The following is a 21,308-nucleotide window of genomic DNA, read 5'->3' as shown; positions in this document are numbered from 1 at the left end:
CCGGGTTTATTTCCAAATATGACCCGGTTTAAAGAGCCTTTCCAAGATAGTGATTTACTATCATTATATACGATTAACTATGCCGATAACATCAGTATTTATACGGTTTTAATCTCTGTCTTACCGCTATTCTCCGTAAAAATTAGATGAAAAATGCTTGGCACAATAAATCGGCCAAATTAATCGGTAAAATTAATCGGCAAAATTAATCGGCAAAATTAATCGGTAAAATTAATCGGCCAAATTAAACAGCGATCGCTTAAACGATCGGGGATCTATCAGGGAGCCTAAGATTCAATTAAGACAAAACCGGGAAACATTTTCGCGATCGCATTTCCTAGCTCATATTCCACCCGTTTTTTCCCTAACATATCGGCAATCACCAAATAACAAATTTGCGATCGATCCACCCTCATGCCCACTCGCCATTGATCGTTAGGGCTAGAACTGGGTAATTTGATAATATCCGGCAACATATCTTTAAACCGAGTGCCTTTAGACTGAGGATCGACCCAAAGGGTCAAGGTCAAGGGTTCATCATGGAAAGTAAATAACGGCGGAATATCGGCAAACTGGGGTTGAGCTAATTCCGTTAAATTTCTGCCCCCTTGCACTAGGGTAATATATCGCTCCTCTCGTTCTGCTTCCGAGTTAATCGTATCGACGACAATTCCCAGACTATGCACATATTTTTCCGTGGGATCGACTAAACCATTGGCAATTAAACAAGCACCATAAGAAATAGCATAAGCACTATTGGTAATATTAAAATTGCGGTCAAAGCGCTCGTCTTCTTGAGAAATTCCCAGGGCATTGCGAATAGTTTTTTCCACTAATAAAAATTGAGAAAATCCCCCAACTAAAAATAGTCTGTCAATGGTTTGATTTTGTTGGGTAAACCAATGGTTCAGCCGGTGAATTACCGCTTCAATTCCCTGGGCGATCGCCGCAAATGCTTCCGTCACCTGAGCATAAGTGACGGAATAACCGCCGCCAAAGACATAAATCACTTGTGAGTCATAAATATCCGGGGCTTTCAGGCAGTTCAGCAGTTTGCGGGTAACTCGTCCATGAGAGCCAATTTTTACCGCTTCAAACTCCGCTAATAAGCGCATAAATTCGGGACTATTTTCATCTAATGTGACCCCATGTTTTTCCCTATAAGCTTGTTGGACGCAACGGCGATCGAAAGCCACCCCCGCCGATTCTAGTCCGCGATCGCCTTGACCATCGAAATAAAGCACTTCCACTTTATTGTTGCCATAAATGCGACAAAGACTCACATCAAACGTGCCGCCTCCCATGTCACAAACCAGTAAATTGCCGGTGAACAGATCGCGATTCTGAGCGATCGCCCGTCGGTGCATTTCCCAGGTATAATAAGCCGCTGCCGCTACAGGTTCGCTGACTAATTGAGTTAACGGCAATCCTAAATCTTGAATCAATTTTTGCAAAGATTCTCGACCTCGGTTGTAAATATCCCGTTGCCAAATTTCCGGGACAGACACCACTAAACGGGCGATCCTCCCTTGTTGGGTCATAAAACTGTAGGGATTTTCTGGGGAAATCAACAATTCCCGCAGATAATCTGAGGTGACGCTGACCGCAGTCCGATTTGAGTCGGCGCGATCGCTCAATGTCAACAACTCTGGCTCCACGATGGGCAACCGCATCTTAAAATTGCCATAACTTTCCACCGTCGGATGATTCGCGGCAGTCGTCCGGGCGGCGGTGCCAATCTCGATAAAATTATCTTCGTAAGTAATAAAAGACGGAATATATTTATGCCCATTCGGACCTCCATACTGAAACGCTTCTAGCTCCCCTGTAGTGCCGAGATAAGAAATAATCGAGTTCGTGGTGCCAAAATCAAGGCCAATATTGTAGCCTGCATTGTAGCCTGCATTGTTTTCTGCCATGATTCTTTTTACTAGCTTATGCGCCGAATTTATGCCGAATCTATTTTAATCGCCTGTGGACATCCGCGAATATAGGTCATGGAGCTATTTGTTATTTGTTGGTGGTTGGTGGTTATTTGTTGTTTGTCCCTTGCACCCAGAAGTACCCAGAAGCACCCCACGCTCATCCTCAGCGGTGGTGCGGCAGCACATCAGCAGTGGGTGGCGGCAGTAAGGGAGCGTTACAGAGGGCTTCTTGGAGATCCACTCCCAGGGCGATCGCGCTGAGACAAATGGTTGTCAAAATAAACGCAGAATAGATCACTACTGAGCCAACAGCATTGATCTTAATGGCAGATTTATCAGTGGGGCTAGATACCAGCATAAAAAATGGCAAAAAGATTCTATTTTATATTCTAATTATCTCCGTACTCAGAGATAAATGTCATCGATAAAAATACGCAAATTACTACTAGAGCCATTTCTGTATTTTTACTGAGGAACTTTGTCAAATCAACACAATTGAGGCGACAGAGAATCCTAAAATTAGATGGCTATAAAATTAGAGTTATCAAAAATTTATCAAAAATTTATGATAACCGCTGTAAGAGAAAAAATTAGACAATTTTGGCAAAATTCGTGCAAAGCCTATGGCGGTGGATCCGCCATCGGTTGGGGGGATCGACCGCCATCGGTTGGGGATCCACAATCCCGGTCTATCAGTCCAGAATTGTCTATTAATCATTCTGAAGTGATCGGCTTGGGGTCAAGTCTGTAATCGGTGCGATCGCTCCAGACATTGAGGAGCCCCAGGGAGAATCCTCAGAAAAAAATCCCCAGAAGCGTTAACTTCACTCTTCTAGGGAACGGTGCAATAATACGATCTATCAGGTCAAAATCGAGATATCTTTAGATTTGAGAGAGTTCAGAGAGTTCAGAGAGTTCAGAGAGTTCAGAGAGTTCAGAGAGTTCAGAGAGTTCAGAGAGTTTAGAGAGTTTAGATCTAGGGATCTGATGTCACATTGATAGGCGATCAGCTATCTCCGCTTTAGTCACTTGTAAGGCAAAAGGTTTTTTTCATCGCCTATTCTCTGCCTATTCTCTCAGGTTTAATCGGTTTTGTCGGCAAGTGACCGATCTCTGAATATTCAAACCTTAACCGCTGACTTGACCAACTAATTGGGGGCGGGCGATCGCCGAATCACTGTCAAATCAAAAGTTCAATTGGGGATATGGGACATGGACTTAAAATCACATAGATTTATTTTGTATTTTCAAGAAGAACAAGCTACCGAACTTTGTCAGGTCGCTACGGTAAGAAGCTTTCAAGATGGAATGCTAGTTTTTGAAGAAAATGAAATCCCAGATAGCTTATACCTGGTATTAGCGGGTGAAGTCGAATTTAGCAAATCCCTTGGACCAAATCAGTACCAAACGATTGCTTGGTCGCATCCCAACGATTTTTTTGGTGAATTTGGGGTACTAGATGGACAACCTCGGAGTGCTAGGGCTATTTGTAGAGGTGAAACTGTATTGGCCAAAATACCCTGCGATCAACTCATGAATATTTTGGAGCGAACCCCCGGTAATGTAGTGATGAAATTATTTTCTCACGTTATTCAATATCTGCGGATTACCACCGATCAATATGTGCATGAAATTATGCACAAACAAAAAATGGCGTTAATTGGAGAAATGGTCAACGCCATTGTCCATGATTTTAAAAGCCCTTTTACGGGAATTCAGTTATCCAGTTCTATGATTAGAGATATTCATCAAGATGATGAAGAAACCCAGGAATGGTGCTATTTAATTGAAACCCAAGTTACCCGAATGTTGGGCATGGCAGAAGAATTATTAGAATTTACGCGGGGAACTTCCACCTTACAAAAAAAACCCGTAAATTTATCGGAAATATTAGCCAAGTTTGAAAGGCTGAATCGGATTTATTTAAAAGATGCCAAGGTGGATTTTGTGGTGGCTGGAGTTGATGAAATTGTTTTGTGGGCAGATGAAAATAAATTAATCCGGGTGTTGCAAAATTTAATCGTCAATGCGGTAGATGCTTTTGACGGTAAAGGAGGTATAATTGAAGTTACTGCCAGCGAAGAAAATCAATGGGTTAGTTTAAAAATTACCGATAATGGGCCGGGAATTCCCCCGGAAATTCAAGATCGCTTATTTGATGCATTTGTCACTTATGGTAAACGCGGGGGGACTGGCTTGGGAACCGCGATCGTCCGTTCAATTATTAATGCTCATGGTGGGGATATTTCCTTTACATCTAATTCCGCCGGCACAACTTTTTTGATTCGGTTGCCCCAATCAGAAACCCAAAGAGAAAGTTTAGTTAATTCAGTTAATTCAGTTAATTCATCAACTGTCATCAAGGAAAATCATCCCCTATCAACCGTTAATCATTAAAAAATATAACCTGATATAACCTTGGTGATTTGTTATTGCTTATTCGTTCTGGTAACTTGCAATTAACATAAGACAAATGTCAAGATTTATGACCCTCACAGAAAAAATTCTCGGTCAACTCCCCGGTAATGTATTCGCCGGACTGCAACGGGCTGATAATTTGTGGCGATCGCTTCGGGAAAATTCCTCCCCTAGTCAGGGGGCGATCCATCAAGCCCCAGAACCCCTAGACTCTGTAGAGTGGGATGTGGTGATTTGTGGAGGCACTTTAGGGATTTTTATTGGCACCGCTTTGGCGGTACAAGGTTGGCGAGTCGCCCTGCTGGAACGGGGAGAGTTGCGGGGACGAGATCAAGAATGGAATATCTCTCGCCAAGAGTTAACAGTGTTGTCAGAACTCAGCCTGCTCACCGATCAAGAACTGGCAGAGGCGATCGCCAGTGAATATAACCCTGCCCGGATTAAATTTACCGATAGCCCAGAATTTTGGGTCAGAGATATCCTCAACCTGGGGGTAGATCCGGTCTATCTCCTAGAAGCCCTTAAATCTCGCTTTCTGGCTGCGGGCGGTCAACTTTTTACCCAAACCGCTTTTTCCGGTGCCGTGATTCATCCTAATGGCGTACTCGTCCAAGCAACGGTTTCCCCAGGGCAACCGTCAGGGGCTGGAGGGGCTGGGGGATCGGCGTACTTCGCGAAAAAAGCCGAAAATCCTCTCGGCAAAACTTTTACCAGCCGCTTAATCCTTGATGTCATGGGACATTTTTCCCCTATTGTCCGGCAAGTACGCCAAGGGCAAAAACCCGATGGCGTTTGTTTAGTCGTCGGCACTTGTGCCAAAGGGTTTAGTCGGAATGATACCGGGGATTTAATGGTATCGTTTACCCCGATCGCCCATCAATGCCAGTATTTTTGGGAAGCATTCCCCGCCAAAGATGGGCGAACCACTTATTTATTTACTTATCTCGACGCTGACCCCAAACGAATCACCTTGGCGGATTTATTTGAAGACTATTTTCGCCTATTGCCAGAGTACCAAAATGTTTCCTTAGATCAACTGGAATTTGTCCGCGCCTTGTTTGGATTTTTCCCCTCCTATCGCCAAAGTCCCCTGCGATCGCCCTGGGATCGGTTACTGTTTGTCGGGGATAGTAGTGGCGCACAATCTCCGTTGAGTTTTGGCGGATTTGGCGCAATGTTGCGTCACTTAAAACGTCTTAGCCAGGGAATCAATGATGCTCTAAAAAACGATTTGCTTTCTCAAAAGTCCCTAGGGGAATTAATGCCCTACCAACCCAATCTTTCCGTAACATGGTTATTTCAACGGGCGATGATGGTGCCGGTGGAACAAAAAATTGCCCCGAATCAAATTAACCAGTTACTTTCTGGAGTATTTCAAGGAATGGCTGACCTGGGAGATCCGGTGCTCAAACCTTTTTTACAAGATGTAGTTCAATTTAGCGGACTGTCGAAAACCTTATGGAAAACGTCTATTACCCAACCGGGATTAGTATTCAAAATTATTCCCCAAGTTGGACTACCGCCTTTAATCAACTGGATGCAACATTATATTAACCTAGGAATTTATACAGCTTTATGTCCGGTCGGTCAAGCAATAAATTCCTGGGTCAACCGTTTGCCCCTTTCCCAACAGTATGAATGGCGAAGACGGATCGATGCTTGGACTTATGGTTCAGGCTTGGACACAATTGATAATTGATAATTGATTGTGCGATTCGTTCACGCGGAAAGCGGAAGTAAGTAGGGTGCGTTAGGCGGGCAAATAACCTAAGCAAAAAACAACTAACCTTGATTCCCGCCGTAACGCACCTATCGGTGTTCACCTCTGTGAACCTCTGTGCCTCTGTGGTTCAAATTAATTATCTGTTATTTAACTACATCGTATCCGCCGTAACGCACCTAATGGATAATGAATAATGAATAATGAATAATTGTCAGGAGGAATAGCTAACATGAAATGGACTGCGATCGCCCCCATTTTGCTGCCAACAATAAAGATAATTTCCACCCTGCTAATTAGTGGGGCAATTATTTTAGAAGCCTGGAATTTAACTAGCAATTTTATAGATCAATCTCCACCTGATATATTGAAAATGGACACATTTAAATGGGTGATTATCCTTGCCCAATTTGCTCTCATCAGTCATTTTATTGAAGCCATAATTGCCGGATTTGCTGCGAAATCCCAAGGGAAAAATCCCCTGAAGTCAGCGTTGTACACTTTTTTTGTGGGAACGGTTGGTTTACTGGAAGTTCTCAATAGACTACACCCGTCGGGGGTCGAAAACCCTTTTTAGCTGTCAGGGATTAGTAGGGGCGATCGCCTATTGCCTCCCGCACCCGATTTAATTATGATCGGGCGTTAAAGGGTTGCCTGTGGGTGAGGTGATTCCTGAGTATCCAGAACGGAGTAAGATTTCAGGACGCAATAAGACTATGAAAGCATTTCGCCCTTGGGTGAGAGAAAAAATTGCCGAACAATAGGAGGATAATATGAGCGATCGCACCACATTAATTAGTTTACTCCGAGAGCGGGCATCCCGTCAGCCCGATCGCATCGCCTATACTTTTCTGGCAAATGGGGAAACGCCAGAAAATACCTTGACATATCGGCAGTTAGATGGTAAAGCCAGAGCGATCGCCTCTCTGGAATAAATCTTGCATTTCCCCTGGAGAAAAAAGACTGCAAGAAGTTCAGGTAGAATTAGAGCGATCGCATTCCCGACTCTCCCAAATCAAAGCTTTTTTAGAGTATATTAAAAACCAAAAATCTAATCCCAAAGGAGAATTACGCTGTGGCAAAGATAGAAGAAATTCAGGCCGACTTAGAGCGATCGCAGCTTCGATTAGCAGAAATTAGAGCAAATTTACAACCGATAGATCCGATATCGGAAATCTCCAAGTATATGGAGGATTTTGAGAAAATTCAGGGATCGTTTCATCGAAATTATGTTCCGGTCTATTTTTGCATAAATTATTATCAGGAAAAACACGGAATCAGAGGCAACTTAGCGGAAATAGGAATATCTCGTGGGAAAAGCTTTATACCTCTTAGCTCTCTGTGTAAGCCTGGTGAATTAGCTTTAGCTGTTGATATTTTTGCGTCTCCCAAACCAGATTACGACGGTGTAATAGGTGATTATAATATTTTTTTAGACAACATCAGAAAATATTTACCCGGCCAATTAGATTCTATAAAAATATTGCAGGTAAACTCAGAAAAATGTACGTCCCAAGATTACCTCAATAAAGTAAAGGGAAAAAAAATGCGGATTTTTAGCGTTGACGGTTGTCATACCAGTGAGGCAACTGAAATTGACCTAAGAAATGCCTACAATTGCTTAGAAAAAGGAGGTGTGATTATTTTAGATGACTATTTTCATGCAGGGAGACCGGGTGTTTCAGAAGGTTTTCATAGATTTCTCTTCAAAGATAATCCAGACCTTAAAGCTTTTTTTATAGGATGGAATAAAATGCTGTTAACTCATTCTTCCCATGCTGAGGGATATATGTCTGCATTAAGGGAATCTATTTCTAACCTTATTCAAAAGGAGTTTTTAGGCTCGCCTGTAATGATAATTCCACCGCCCAAAATAAATTGGATATCATAATCTAAAATGCTCTTATAAAGAAGTTAGCACATAAATCAACGGGTAACGAACAAGACTCACGATGCTATCCAAAAGCCTAGAACAAGTAAAATCAGATTTAGAGCGATCGCACTCTTGGTTGACGCAAGTCCAATCAAAACTGGGACCCATCTCAACCACTAAAGAAGCCACCAAGACTCTGCTATCGTCCGATCGCAAAAAACATTATCTGAGCATCGGTGCGATTATGAAAAATGAAGCTCCCTATTTGAGAGAGTGGATAGAATTTTATAAACTTGTCGGAGTAGAACGATTTTATCTATATAACAACGAAAGTACAGATAATACAGTAGAGTTATTACAGCCTTATATTCGTTCGGGTGAAGTAGTTCTGGAACATTGTCCTACATCAATGAGACAGGTTAATCGTGCCTATAACCACTGTCTGGAATATTATGGATCTGAATCTGAATGGATGGCTTTTATCGATATCGATGAATTTTTATTTCCCACAAATGAAGAAAACTTAAAAACCATCCTGGATGATTATCTTGAATACCCGGGTTTGCTGGTGAATTGGTGTTGCTTTGGCAGTTCTGGACATCAAACGAAACCAAAAGGGTTGACAATCGAAAACTATACACACCGCGCCAACTCTAGCTTTGCAAAAAGTCGAGTTTTCAAATCTATTGTGAAACCGATTTTTGTCCAAGCCTGTATAACCCCTCATAATTTTTTATATATCGGCAGAAAGCTCAAACCAGTTACAGAAAACAAGATAGCCTTTACACAGATAGGGCCAAAAGACAATCAAAACTTAACGAGTTCGTGGGGAAAAATCAGGATAAATCACTATATCATTCGTTCTAGAGAAGAGTTTATCGCTAAAAGGGGCAGAGGAGATGCTCTCTTTAACTTCGCTCGATATACAGGGGATTTTTTTGAAAGACACGATCGCAATGCAGTTGAGGAAGATTTAACCATTCAAAGATTCCTGCCCCAGTTGAAGCAAAAATTACAAAATAAATTACAAAATATTTGAGATTATACAGATGAAAAATATCCCCAATTTTATGATTATCGGTGCCCAAAAATGTGGCACAACTTCACTATATAATTATTTGACGGTACATCCTCAAGTTGTCCCAGCGAAACAAAAAGAAATTCATTTTTTTGATGATTCTTTTGAAAAAGGGGTGGATTGGTATTTAAAACAATTTCCTTCCATTGACTACGACAAAAATTTGATAATAGGAGAAGCCAGTCCTTACTATATTTTTCATCCTCATGTCCCAAAACGGCTCTATCAACTTTTTCCAAAAACGAAACTCATTGTTTTGCTGAGAAATCCAGCAGACCGAGCAATTTCTCACTATTACATGAGCTTGACTCGAAGGAAGGAATATCTTTCCTTGGCAGAGGCGATCGCCAAAGAAAGCGATCGCGTTGACCTGGAACTGGCTAAACTCGAATCCGACCCCAGCTATTACAGCATCGCTCATCGAAGGTATAGCTATCTCAGTCGCGGACTCTACCGAGAACAACTGCAAAGCTGGTTCGATTGGTTTCCTCAAGAGCAATTTTTAATTTTAAAGAGCGAAGACTTATTTGCCCATCCAGCAGCCATTGTTCGTCAGGTCTTTAAATTTTTGGAATTGCCCGATTATGAACTACCGGAATACCGCCGATATATGGCAGGCAACTACGGTCAAATAGACCGAGGGATTAAAGCCGCCCTCTCAGAGTATTTTCGACCCCATAACCGCCAGTTAGAACAATATCTAGGTAGGGAATTTAATTGGGATACTGATAATTGGGATTCTGGCAGCGAGTCGGTCAATAACCCCGACCCCATCCAAGCCAAACAAGAACTTTGTCAGAAATTAGCTGCCCTATCCCAAGTATCGCCAGAGCAAATTCGCACGGAAATTGCCCCCTGGCAAAGGCTGGAAATTCCCAACTCGCCTGAACCCAAACGCAAAAAACCCAACATCCTACTGCTGATGAGCGACCAACATCGCGAGGATGCGATGGGTTGTAGCGGCGGTTGGGTTCGCACGCCGAACCTCGATCGCCTTGCGGCAGAAGGCATCCGCTTTAGTAACTGCATTACCACCTCCCCAGTCTGCATCCCCACCCGCCTCAGTCTGGTGACGGGCTGGTATCCTCACAATACGGGCATCTGGGATAACTGCAACCACACCTTATCGCCGGATAGCCGCACCTGGATGCAGGTCATTCGCGCCCAAGGCTATCGCACGGCGCTCTTTGGCAAGACTCACTGGCACTCGCAAAAAAGCGACCTGCGCGATGGCCTTCCACTCCTGGACGCCTACGGTTTTGACGAGGCGATCGAAGTATCAGGCCCCAGAGCTAACACTTCGATCCGCAGCCAAATGACCGATGAATGGGAAGCGGCAGGTCTGTGGCAACCCTACAAAGATGACTTTGCCGAACGCTTTCGCTTCTGCCCACAAATAGTCCGTCCCTCCCCTTTAGGCTTATACTACTACTACGATGTGTGGGTCGCTCGCCAAGCCTGCCACTATTTAGAAAGCTATAGTGGCGAGGAGCCTTGGTTTTGCTGGGTGAGTTTCCCCGGTCCCCACGAACCTTGGGACGCGCCGGAGCCTTACGCCACCCTGTACGATCCTGCTGATATGCCCGTCCCCGCACCGATTCCCACTATGGAACCAAACCGGCCTACTGGTTGGTTCGACGAACAAATTGCTAATCCTCGAGTGGTTTTGGACGAGTCCGATCCGCCTCAAATGCGTGGGAATTACGCAGGCAATGTGACTTTGATCGACGACCAAATTGGTGAAATCCTCGGGGTTATCCAAAGACGGGGAGAGTTGGAGAATACAATTATTGTTTATATTTCCGACCACGGGGAGATGAATGGGGACTGCGGTTTGACCTACAAGAGCAACTTTATGAAGGGATCGGTGCAAGTTCCCCTGTTGATTCGCACCCCAGAAACTTTGGAAAGCGTTGCCGGTTCTGTTTATCCCCACCCAGTAGAATTGCTGGATGTGGGGCCTACCCTAGTAGCATTGGCTGGGGGAACCTTAGACTACCCGCAATTTGGCAAATCCCTCGTGCCGGTTTTGAGAGATCCGAATCAATTACATCGGGAAGATGCGCTTTCGGAAATTAGACAAGAGGTAATGCTACTCCAGAGTCGTTGGAAAATTGCCCTGAATCAACAGGGTCAGGTCTATCTCCTATTTGATATCGAAAATGACCCCCAAGAAACGACGAACTTGGCTGGTCGCTCGGATATGATGAAAATTTCTGCCGAACTTCGTTACCGAATTTTAGAGCGAATTAAACAATCCCAAGTTCAATCCGAAATCTAATGACAAAGCAATTGCAGCTAAAACTCCCCCCCTTGGGGCCAAATTTGGTGGGCGCTACGGGCGGTTCTGGTACTCGCGTGGTGACGAGAATTTTGCGTGCTGGCGGGATGTATGTTGGTAGGAATTTAAATAGGGCTGAAGACGCGATGTATTTTGAGAGTTACCTCAACGATTGGATCAACCCCTTTATCTCTCGAACTTGCTTTAGTGACTCAAGGGAGATCGAAAGAGAAATGATTCACAATTTGGAAGCCCCTTTGAGCAAATATTTAGAAGACTTCCAGGCGGAAGAACCCCAGCCGTGGGGATGGAAAAATGGCCGTAGTATGTATTTACTGCCTTTTTTTCATTGTCTGTTCCCCCGGATGAAGTTCCTGCATATAATTCGGGACGGTAGAGATATGGCTTATTCAAAAAATCAAAATCAGCTTCGTAAACATGGCAGCCTGTTGTTGTCTTCTACGGAGCAGCAGCAATGGTCTAGTCCCGTCCAATCGATCGCCTTGTGGAGTCGCATCAATCTTTTGGTGGCAGAATATGGGGAGAAAAATCTGCCCGGTCAATATCTGCGGATTCGCTTTGAGGATTTATGTACGGCTCCCGTAGCAACTATTTTTCAGATTTTTGAGTTTTTCGGTCTTCAAGGCAATGCTGAAGAAATTGCCAGGGATGAAGTTTCTCCTCCTGATAGTATCGGACGGTGGCGCAATGAAGATATGCCTAATTTAGAACTGTTGCATCAAGTGGCAAGGACAGCATTGCAAAAGTTTGGCTACGGGATTACTGCCGAGTTTCAGCAACAGGGCAATAGGGGGGGGAGATTGAGTTTTCAACCGCCATATAACTCGGAAACCGAGTTGCTAGAATTTCCAGAACGCTTACAAAACATTCGTTCTCAATTAAAAAAATCGTGCGATTGGCTCGCTCTTATTCGCACCAACTTAAACTCATCGTCAGGAGGCTGATTTGTCAAAAACTGCTATTTTGATTGTGAATGGTAGCGCTCCCGGAAACAAGATACCCTGGCTCGATTGCTGCTTGCGGCAAATCGAGCGGCATTCTCGCTCGTCTAACTATCAAATCTATATTGCTAATGGAGACAGTGAAGCCGAGGGGCGATACGCCGCTGCGACCTACCCAAAAGTTAAAGTATTTTCTTATCGGACAGAGGAAACGAACGCCAAACAACACTCAGCGGGTTTGGATTTTCTCATCGAGCGCTTAGACAAGGAAATTGAGTATTTTATTACTTTAGATTCGGATGCCTTTCCTATTCGCGATCGCTGGATAGAAATATTGACAGGTTTTATCGAAACCGGAGTCACCGCTATCGGGGTGTATCGTGACGAATTTATCCGCGAACTCGAACCCTTCGTCCATATTAGCTGCCTTTGCATGAGAAAGCAGGACTATTATAACCTGGGTATCCGGTTTGCCGACGGCTACAAGCCAGGGCAGGATTTTAGCTATTACGCAAGTTGTGAATGGTTAAAACGAAAAGCATCTTTGGTCGGTCTGCGCCGCAGCAATGTCAATAATCGCCATTTTTTAATAGCCGGAGTGTACGGCAATTTAATTTACCATCATGGTGCTGGCAGTCGGCCTCCTGTTTTCCGAACATCTGAAGATCCAGCACAGAACGAAGCAGTCTGGAAGGATTTACGAGAAGCTGCTTTGACAAACTTAGATGAGCTAATCACGGGGCTGATAGAATGCCCATACGATGCTATTGAGACTCTACCGATTCCCACGGTGAGGGTCAAGCAGCAGAATATGAATTTAGCTTTAATCAATCGGGATTGGCAAAAATACAGCCAATCTCTGGAAAACACTGGGCAACAAAAAACAGAGTTTACTTGTGGGAAAGGCGTGTTTATTTTAGGAATGCACAGAAGCGGAACTTCTTGTTTAACGGGAATGCTCGAACAATATGGTTTGCATTTAGGGGAAGTTTCCCAAGGTGAAAAATTTAATCAAAAAGGAAATCGAGAAAGTGAAGTTGTTATGCAAATTAACAACGAGCTATTATTGGCAAACGGCGGTTATTGGTACGAACCAGAGGAGGTGCAGTGGGTTCCGCCTCCCCTGAAGCAACGGATCGAGCAATTTAAGCAGAACCTCGGCGTAGGAAAACTTTGGGGAATAAAAGATCCGCGAATGCTGTTTTGTCTATCTGCTTGGTTTCAGCCAGACACGCTTTTGGTAGGGACTTTTCGACATCCCTACGATGTGATTTATTCTCTTAAAGATAGAGCAAACATTGTCTTACCTGAGCGAGATTGGCAGGAGTTATGGTTTCGCTACAATTGCCAGTTAATTTCTTTGTACCGCCTCTGTCCGTTTCCAATTGTCAATTTTGATTGGGAGCCAAATCGCTACCGAGCGGCAGTACAAAATTTGGGACGATCGCTCTCTCTCAATATCGAGCGAGAAGACTTTTTCGACCCAGAACTACGCCATCATCTTTGTGGGGAAGAAATTCCAGACCCCAGAGCGAGAAAGCTGTATTCAGAACTGGTCGAAATTGCCGAATGCGAAGAAAAAAAGCTCCAGGAAGTCTCTAAAAGACCAGATCGACTGCAAATTATTAAATTAGATCTAGAGCGATCGCATTCTCAACTCTCCCAAATCAAAGCATTTTTAGAGTGAAATTTATTAAAAATCAGAATATAATCCCAAAGGAGAATTACGCTGTGGCAAAGATAGAAGAAATTCAGGCTGATTTAGAGCGATCGCGCACCCGACTCTCCCAAATCAAAGCTGATTTGCACCTACCTCGATCGGGCGCTGTGTTTTAATAATTTTCATCTGTATAATCTTGTAGCCGAGGTTAGGGGCGTATTGAGTAGTTGAGAAAAGAGTCCAGGGATGGTCTGTATCGGCTACCGTTTCAGGGGGGGATAGAAACCAGGTTTCTCTAATAAAGTCAAGAAAGTCGGTTTCTGTGTGCGAGCAAAAAAGCTCCAGAATAAGCTAACTTTTAATGATAAAATATAATTGATTTGGCTAGACATCTATTACTGGTATGATGACCGGAAAAGAGAATTTCGCATATCCTCAAAATCTAGGCGTTTACGATTTGGTGGCAGGTTGGGCGCAGCAAAACCCTCACGCGATCGCCATTACTGCCCCTGGACGAACTCCACTGACCTACCAGAGTTTATATGAGCAGATTAATCAGATCATTGCCAATCTCAACGTGATCGGCGTCGGGCGGAACGATCGCGTCGCACTAGCACTCCCTAATGGGCCTGAAATGGCAGTGGCTTTTGTGGCAATTGCCTCCTGTGCCACCTGTGCGCCTCTCAATCCAAATTATACAGAATCGGAATATGATTTTTATCTATCAGACCTCAACGCCAAAGCCCTAATTTATCAGTCAGGATCGGCCCTACCTGTCGTAAACGCCGCTCAAACCAGAGGCATTCCCCTGGTGGAACTCTCCCCAGTCAAACAAGCAGCAGCAGGCATTTTTCAGCTAACAGGTGGAAAAGCGAAAAGTGCCATCAACCCAGGAATAGCTCAATCCGAAGATATTGCCTTAGTGCTACATACTTCCGGGACTACCTCCCGTCCCAAAATGGTGCCGCTGACGGGCAACAACCTCTGCACCTCGGCTCAAAATATTGGCGTTGCTTTGAATTTAGTGGCAAGTGATCGCTGTCTCAATATCATGCCCCTTTTCCACATTCACGGACTCATTGGCGCCTTACTTTCATCCCTCAGTGCGGGTGCCAGCGTGGTTTGCACTCCCGGTTTTGAAGCCCCCAAATTCTTTGACTGGTTAGCCGAATTTCGCCCTACTTGGTATTCCGCCGTTCCCACCATGCACCAAGCAATTCTGGCGCGATCGGTGGAGAATCGGGATATCATTTCTTCCTCTCAAATTCGGTTGATTCGTTCTTCCTCCGCACCCTTACCGCCCCAAATTATGGTAGGGTTAGAAGCAAAATTCAATGCCCCAGTTATTGAATCTTATGGCATGACCGAAGCCTCCCATCAAATGACCAGTAATCCCCTGCCGCCGAAAATCCGCAAACCCGGTTCGGTGGGAGTTGCCGCTGGTCCAGAAGTGGCAATTATAGATGAAGCCGGCAACTTGCACTCCGTGGGAGAAGTGGGAGAAGTGGTCATTCAGGGTGCTAATGTCACTTCTGGTTATTATAATAATCCCGATGCCAATCAAAATGCCTTTACGAACGGTTGGTTTAGAACTGGAGACTTGGGTTATTTAGATAGCGATCGCTATCTTTTCCTCAAAGGTCGGATTAAAGAAATTATCAATCGTGGAGGCGAGAAGATTTCCCCGCGAGAAGTGGATGAAGTGCTGCTAGACATGAGCGCGATCGCCCAGGTTGTAACTTTTGCTGCCCCCCATAAATTACTAGGAGAAGATGTGGCAGTTGCTGTAGTCTTGCGAGAGGGATTTTCGGGAACGGAGCAGGAAATTAAAGAGTTTGCCGCTGCTCGACTAGCTGATTTTAAAGTTCCCCGTGTGGTAGTTTTTGTGGATGAAATCCCTAAAGGACCTACAGGCAAACTACAACGCATAGGGTTAGCTGAAAAATTAGGCTTAACGGCTTCTGACCCTAAAAGTCCCAGGGCCGATTATGCTCCACCACAAACCCCCATTCAAGCCGATTTAGTGAAAATTTGGTCGGAAATTTTAGGAGTTGCTACCGTTGGCATATATGACAACTTCTTCCAACTCGGAGGTGATTCTATTTTGGCGGCCAGAATAGTGAACCAAGTGCGAGAATTGCTTAATGTTGATTTATCTTTTATCTTCTTTTTTCAGGAACCAACTGTGGCGAAAATGGCAGATTTAGTTGCCCAAAAGCAGGTAGAAATTTTTGAGGAGGCTAATATATCTGCTATACTAGACGAGCTAGATTCCCTATCGGATGATGAAGCTGAAAATCTGCTGAATCAATAAATGATGAACAAATGATGAACGATATTAACAACCGAATTGCCAAACTTTCACCGGCTAAACGAAAATTACTAGAGCAGAGACTCCAGCAAAAGGTTAAAGAAGCTAACCGTCAACTGACAATTCCGCCAAGAGAAAATCCCCATTCGGCACCCCTGTCTTATGCTCAGGAGCGGATGTGGCTATTAGATAAATTAGAACCGGGAAATCCTGCTTACAATCGTCCGCTAAATATTCGCCTCACGGGTTCGTTGAATGTCGTTGCACTGGAAAAATCAATTAACGAAATTGTCCGTCGCCACGAAATTTTTCGCACCAGTTTTTCCATAATAGATGGGCAACCAATACAGGCGATCGCACCCAGTATGACGGTAAATTTACCCATCGTACAATTGAGTCATTTACCCATAAATGAGCGAGAAAAAGAGAGCGATATCATGGCAACTGAGGCAGCACAACATAAATTTGATTTATCTCAATTGCCTCTAATTACAGCCAAGCTGCTGCATCTGAGTGAAACAGAAAATATCCTGCTGCTGACGATGCACCATATTATATTTGATGGTTGGTCAGTGGCAGTTTTACTCAAGGAACTCGCGGCACATTATCAAGCTTTTGTCATGGGAGAAGCATCCCCACTTCTGCCATTGCCTATTCAATATGCCGACTTTGCCATTTGGCAGCGACAGCGACTACAAGGGGAAGTTTTAGAGTCTCAACTTGCGTACTGGAAAAAACAATTAAGCGGTAGTTTGCCAGTGCTGGAGTTGCCCACAGATAGACGGCGATCGCCCGTGCAGACTTTCCGGGGAGCTAAACAAGATTTACTGTTGCCCAAACACCTGAGTGAATCTCTCAAAGAACTGAGTTTGAGAGAAGAAGTGACACTATTTATGACCCTGTTGGCCACTTTTCAAATATTGCTTTATCGCTATACGGGGGAAGAAGATATGATTGTTGGTACTCCCATAGCCGGACGCGATCGCCTGGAAACAGAAAACTTAATAGGTGTTTTCATCAATACTTTAGTTTTGCGTTGCCACTGTGACGGGAATTCAACCTTTCGGGAATTCTTAAATCAAGTGCGTCAAGTAGCATTAGAAGCATTCGCTCATCAAGAATTACCTTTTGAAAAATTAGTAGAAGAATTAAAACCAGACAGGGACCTCAGCCATACCCCCATATTTCAGGTCTTATTCCAATTAAGAAATCTTCCCCAATCCAGTGTAACAGCAGCAGGGATAGGGTTTGAAGAATTAAAAGGCGATCGCGAGATTACGGCTTTTGATTTAACCCTAGATATACTAGAAACTTCTTCAGGACTTGTGTGTTCCTTTAACTACAACCGCGATTTATTTGATGCCGCAACCATCGAACGCATGGCTGGACATTTTCAACTCTTGTTATCGGGAATAGTAGCCAATCCCCAACAACCGATTTTCCAATTGCCTTTATTAACAAAAAAAGAGCAAGATCAGTTATTAGTTGCATGGAATGATACAGCGACAGATTATCCCCAAGATAAGTGTATTCATCAGTTATTTGAAGAGCAAGTAGAACGAACACCGGATGCAGTAGCGGTGGTGTTTGAAAATGAGAAATTAACATACCGCCAGTTAAATAATCGGGCAAATCAATTAGCCCATTATTTGCGCTCTTTAGGAGTTAAATCAGAAGTATTGGTGGGGATTTGTGTAGAGCGTTCTCTGGAAATGATCGTGGGATTATTGGGGATTCTTAAAGCCGGTGGTGCTTATGTGCCCTTAGATCCTAATTATCCGAGCGCTCGATTCAATTACATCATAAATGACACCTGTATATCTATTTTATTGACACAGCATCATTTAATTGATAAACTATCCACGCTAGTCCAACATATAGTTTGTTTAGACACAAAAAAAGAGGTAATCTTGCAATACGCTCAAAGTAATTGCAGCTTCAAAATGAAATCAAATAATTTAGCTTATGTTATTTACACATCTGGTTCAACAGGAAATCCTAAAGGGGTACTTATTGAGCATAAAAGCGTAGTAAATTTCTTGCATTTTCGCAACGAGCAAATTTTTAGGAAGCATGAATTAAAGGCTGGAACTTTAACGACTTCTATTTGTTTTGATGCTAGTGTGGCTCAAATTTTTTCTCCACTAATAATAGGAGGTAAGCTTGTAATCATTTCCCAGATAGAAAACTTATTCACGTGGGTAAACAAGGAGCAAATAACCTGTCTGACTACGGTTCCTTCATTGTTAGAACAATTACTCAAGAACTTTACCTTACCGAGTTGTGTCCGAGCGATCGGACTTGGAGGAGAATCAGTGACCGAAACTTTGCTAGAAAAATTAGGCAAATATCCCAATCTTAAAAAGATTTTTAATTTATACGGCCCAACCGAAGCCACTATTGGTAGTTTAATTGGTATAATATATGACGATAGTTTGGACGCTTTTTAAATTCCTAGAGCAGAATGAAAGTTTCAGCCTTTTATCAGTCTAAAATCCTTAACGAGAGTATGAAACCTTTTATACTGCCCATCAAAACAGGTACATTTCAATTAGGGAAAATGAATATTTATGTCTCTACAAAATAAAGATGATTTTTTGAATAAATCATCTGAACAACATTGGCAAAAATATGGTAAATGGTGGGATTTTCTTGGTTCGCCATTACGTCCAACATCTGAAGACTTAGATTGGTTAAAACTAGAAATTTTATCGAGACTCAAATCAGTAACTTCTGAAATAAAACAAGTTGTTTTATTAGGGGTCACGCCAGAAATTGCTACTCTTCCTTGGAGTGACGATACATATATTTTGGCTATTGATAGTTCGCCTCTGATGATTCGCACAGTTTGGCCTGCCAGCAAAGTCACCAGAGGAAAAGCTATTTGTGGTGATTGGCGAGAAATTCCTTTACCAGATAATTCCTGCGATCTAGTTTTAGGAGACGGTTGTTTTACTTTGCTTGACTATCCCAATGGTTATCAAATGGTTTTGCAAGAAGTTCTCAGAGTCCTTAAACCGGAAGGATTATTTGCCATGAGGTTTTTCTTGCGTCCCTCTAAGTCTGAAAATGTAGAAACTATATTTGAAGAATTGCAAAATCAATCAATTGGCAACTTCCATGTTTTTAAATTGCGTTTAGCAATGGCTTTACAACCAAGCATTGAACAAGGAATTCCGGTTGTTAATATTTTGGAAGCATGGGACAAAAAAATTATTAATCCAGAATCTTGTTTGCAGTCCTTGAATTGGCCGATAGAGTTACTATCGACAATAAATATTTATCAAAATTACCCAAGCGTTTATACGTTTCCTACATTGGCAGAAGTAAGACAGTTATTTTTATCTGATTTTCTTGAAATTAACTGTTATTTTCCTAATTATGAGTTGGGGGAACGCTGCCCTAGTATAATATTTTGCTCAAAAAAATAGGATAAATTATATATATGAAATAAGAATAACATTGAGTATTCAGTAAGCTTGGTGACAAAAAAATCCAAGTGTATTGCGATTGAAATTTCATAAAATTAACAAGGTGGGAGGATGAATAGAATGTTGGATTGCATAGTGATTGGTGCCGGACCTGGAGGTCTAGTGACGACGAAAGAATTACTAGAGCAAGGTGTATCCGAGATAGTATGCTTGGAACAAAACAATGAGATAGGAGGTGTTTTTGCTAATGCATACGACAATCTAAAACTGACTTCTTCTTGTACATATAGTATGTTTTCTGATTTCTGGATTGGGGATGGAAAACAGCATCACTTCTGGACTAAGGAAGAAGCAGTTGACTATTGGAAAAACTACGCCCAACATTTTGGACTTTTAGATAAAATTCGTTTCAAATCGGAAGTTATATCGGTAAGTTCCACAGAAGATAATGAAGGTTGGCAAATTCAACTAAAGTCTGGCGAAAATTTACTGTCAAAACGAGTAGCTTTAGCGATTGGAAATAATAATATTCCGAGTTACCCAGACTGGAAAAACCTATTAACTGAGGTAGAGGTTGTTCATTCCAAAGAGTATCGTAACGCCAATAAATTTCTCGGCAAAAATGTGTTAGTAGTTGGAGGGGGAGAATCAGGTTCAGATATAGCGCTAGAAATATCGAGTGTGGCCAATAATTGCTGGGTTAGCCTGCGTAATTCAACGGGGTGGATTCTCCCCAGAAAAAGAGGTTCTTATGCTGCTGATATTGCCACACATCGCGGTTTATATGGTCTACCCAGAGAATATGGAAATACTTTGGGCAAGCTGATAGTTAAACATGAGTTAAGCCAAAATGATTCAGTTCATAATACTGTCGTAAAGCTTAATGAAAAAGTTAAAGCCAAAAACGGAATCTGGGGTATATATGGAACCAAAAATTTTTCTTTGCCAGAAGCAATAGTCCGTTATGGCTGTAAAGTTATTGGTGAAATAGTAGAAGTAAAAAATGGCGGAAGGACATTGATATCGGCTAATGAAAAAACCATTGAAAATGTGGATGTAGTCCTGTTTTGTACTGGATACAAAAACTATGTTTCTTTCCTCCGGAATGAACTAAAAGAAACAGATACTCGCTCTCTTTATAAACATATGTTTAATCCAAAATTGGGCGATAAAATGGTTTGGCTCGGTTGGGCGCGTCCAGCCTTTGGAAGTCAGTTTCCTATTATGGAAATGCAGGCGCGGTTTTTTGCTTTGATTTGCACTGGACAAAGATATCTTCCAGATGTTGAGAAGATGCAGCAGGTGATATCTATAGAGCAAGAGCATTACTTAAAACAATTTGAACATAATGCCGAACGGATACGAAGCTTAGTTGATTATCATATTTATATGGATAGTCTGGCTGACTTAATTGGTTGTAAACCTCCCTTATGGGAATATTTTTTCTTTCACCCTCGCCTTTGGCTTCACATGATATATGGTGCGACTCAGGCTACACAATTTCGTCTAAGAGGGCCGGGTGAAAAGAAAGCTCTGGCTCAAGAGATAATTATGAAATTGCCTGTGAGTCCTTTTAATCATGTTGTTAAAGCTGGTCTTAGAGGTCGTTTAACTTATGCTTTCAAAGGGTTATTTAAGTAGAAATCCTA

Annotated in this window: 15 protein-coding genes; 14 read left to right on the top strand and 1 reads right to left on the bottom strand. The window is 42.8% G+C overall.

The features are described from left to right. Positions 1-287: 287 nt before the first annotated feature. Entirely contained in the window at positions 288-1,919 is a 1,632-nt protein-coding gene (locus AM228_RS16750; protein WP_054467283.1) for an Hsp70 family protein, read from the bottom strand. 1,218 nt (positions 1,920-3,137) lie between these two features. On the opposite strand from AM228_RS16750, the gene AM228_RS16735 reads away from it, so the two are divergent. From AM228_RS16735 to AM228_RS16680, 14 genes are all read left to right on the top strand, one after another. Further along, positions 3,138-4,322 (top strand): ATP-binding protein, encoded by a 1,185-nt coding sequence (locus tag AM228_RS16735; RefSeq protein WP_082348921.1) that lies wholly within the window; start codon positions 3,138-3,140, stop codon positions 4,320-4,322. A gap of 88 nt (positions 4,323-4,410) precedes the next feature. Beyond that, positions 4,411-6,042, top strand: a complete 1,632-nt coding sequence (locus tag AM228_RS16730) for a hypothetical protein (protein ID WP_054467278.1) — start codon at positions 4,411-4,413, stop codon at positions 6,040-6,042. 253 nt (positions 6,043-6,295) lie between these two features. Continuing rightward, positions 6,296-6,640 carry a hypothetical protein gene (locus tag AM228_RS16725; RefSeq protein ID WP_054467276.1) on the top strand — a complete coding sequence of 115 codons (345 nt, stop codon included), beginning with the start codon at positions 6,296-6,298 and terminating at the stop codon, positions 6,638-6,640. 196 nt (positions 6,641-6,836) lie between these two features. Continuing rightward, positions 6,837-6,998, top strand: a complete 162-nt coding sequence (locus tag AM228_RS32870; RefSeq protein ID WP_156331846.1) for a hypothetical protein — start codon at positions 6,837-6,839, stop codon at positions 6,996-6,998. Beyond that, positions 6,964-7,203, top strand: coding sequence for a hypothetical protein (locus AM228_RS32865; RefSeq protein WP_156331845.1), 240 nt, complete (start codon positions 6,964-6,966; stop codon positions 7,201-7,203). Before AM228_RS32870 ends, AM228_RS32865 begins: the two co-directional genes overlap by 35 nt. Next, positions 7,139-7,954 carry a class I SAM-dependent methyltransferase gene (locus AM228_RS16720; RefSeq protein ID WP_054467272.1) on the top strand — a complete coding sequence of 272 codons (816 nt, stop codon included), beginning with the start codon at positions 7,139-7,141 and terminating at the stop codon, positions 7,952-7,954. Before AM228_RS32865 ends, AM228_RS16720 begins: the two co-directional genes overlap by 65 nt. Before the next feature lie 226 nt (positions 7,955-8,180). Further along, positions 8,181-8,975: a glycosyltransferase family 92 protein gene (locus tag AM228_RS16715; RefSeq protein WP_197285330.1), complete on the top strand. Its 795-nt coding sequence runs from the start codon at positions 8,181-8,183 to the stop codon at positions 8,973-8,975. A gap of 10 nt (positions 8,976-8,985) precedes the next feature. Continuing rightward, positions 8,986-11,295 carry a sulfatase-like hydrolase/transferase gene (locus AM228_RS29780; RefSeq protein ID WP_072160804.1) on the top strand — a complete coding sequence of 770 codons (2,310 nt, stop codon included), beginning with the start codon at positions 8,986-8,988 and terminating at the stop codon, positions 11,293-11,295. Beyond that, positions 11,295-12,260, top strand: coding sequence for a sulfotransferase (locus AM228_RS16705; protein WP_054467269.1), 966 nt, complete (start codon positions 11,295-11,297; stop codon positions 12,258-12,260). Before AM228_RS29780 ends, AM228_RS16705 begins: the two co-directional genes overlap by 1 nt. A gap of 1 nt (position 12,261) precedes the next feature. Beyond that, positions 12,262-13,944: a glycosyltransferase gene (locus AM228_RS16700; protein ID WP_054467267.1), complete on the top strand. Its 1,683-nt coding sequence runs from the start codon at positions 12,262-12,264 to the stop codon at positions 13,942-13,944. Positions 13,945-14,320: 376 nt separating this feature from the next. Then, positions 14,321-16,231 (top strand): AMP-binding protein, encoded by a 1,911-nt coding sequence (locus AM228_RS16695; protein ID WP_197285329.1) that lies wholly within the window; start codon positions 14,321-14,323, stop codon positions 16,229-16,231. Positions 16,232-16,242: 11 nt separating this feature from the next. Next, entirely contained in the window at positions 16,243-18,678 is a 2,436-nt protein-coding gene (locus tag AM228_RS16690; RefSeq protein ID WP_082348916.1) for a condensation domain-containing protein, read from the top strand. Positions 18,679-18,798: 120 nt separating this feature from the next. After that, entirely contained in the window at positions 18,799-19,659 is an 861-nt protein-coding gene (locus tag AM228_RS16685; RefSeq protein WP_054467265.1) for a class I SAM-dependent methyltransferase, read from the top strand. 111 nt (positions 19,660-19,770) lie between these two features. Then, entirely contained in the window at positions 19,771-21,300 is a 1,530-nt protein-coding gene (locus AM228_RS16680; RefSeq protein ID WP_369817751.1) for a flavin-containing monooxygenase, read from the top strand. The last annotated feature ends 8 nt before the right edge of the window (positions 21,301-21,308 follow it).

The sequence above is a fragment of the Planktothricoides sp. SR001 genome (assembly GCF_001276715.1).
Lineage (GTDB): Bacteria > Cyanobacteriota > Cyanobacteriia > Cyanobacteriales > Laspinemataceae > Planktothricoides > Planktothricoides raciborskii.
Note: the sequence above shows the minus strand (reverse complement) of the source record. Positions and strands in the feature narration are given on the sequence as shown.

Coding starts and splice junctions, on each gene's coding strand:
- AM228_RS16750 (WP_054467283.1), bottom strand. CDS start 1,919: ATGGCAGAAAACAATGCAGGCTACAATGCAGGCTACAATATTGGCCTT.
- AM228_RS16735 (WP_082348921.1), top strand. CDS start 3,138: ATGGACTTAAAATCACATAGATTTATTTTGTATTTTCAAGAAGAACAA.
- AM228_RS16730 (WP_054467278.1), top strand. CDS start 4,411: ATGACCCTCACAGAAAAAATTCTCGGTCAACTCCCCGGTAATGTATTC.
- AM228_RS16725 (WP_054467276.1), top strand. CDS start 6,296: ATGAAATGGACTGCGATCGCCCCCATTTTGCTGCCAACAATAAAGATA.
- AM228_RS32870 (WP_156331846.1), top strand. CDS start 6,837: ATGAGCGATCGCACCACATTAATTAGTTTACTCCGAGAGCGGGCATCC.
- AM228_RS32865 (WP_156331845.1), top strand. CDS start 6,964: ATGGTAAAGCCAGAGCGATCGCCTCTCTGGAATAAATCTTGCATTTCC.
- AM228_RS16715 (WP_197285330.1), top strand. CDS start 8,181: ATGAAAAATGAAGCTCCCTATTTGAGAGAGTGGATAGAATTTTATAAA.
- AM228_RS29780 (WP_072160804.1), top strand. CDS start 8,986: ATGAAAAATATCCCCAATTTTATGATTATCGGTGCCCAAAAATGTGGC.
- AM228_RS16705 (WP_054467269.1), top strand. CDS start 11,295: ATGACAAAGCAATTGCAGCTAAAACTCCCCCCCTTGGGGCCAAATTTG.
- AM228_RS16695 (WP_197285329.1), top strand. CDS start 14,321: ATGATGACCGGAAAAGAGAATTTCGCATATCCTCAAAATCTAGGCGTT.
- AM228_RS16690 (WP_082348916.1), top strand. CDS start 16,243: ATGATGAACGATATTAACAACCGAATTGCCAAACTTTCACCGGCTAAA.
- AM228_RS16685 (WP_054467265.1), top strand. CDS start 18,799: ATGTCTCTACAAAATAAAGATGATTTTTTGAATAAATCATCTGAACAA.
- AM228_RS16680 (WP_369817751.1), top strand. CDS start 19,771: ATGAATAGAATGTTGGATTGCATAGTGATTGGTGCCGGACCTGGAGGT.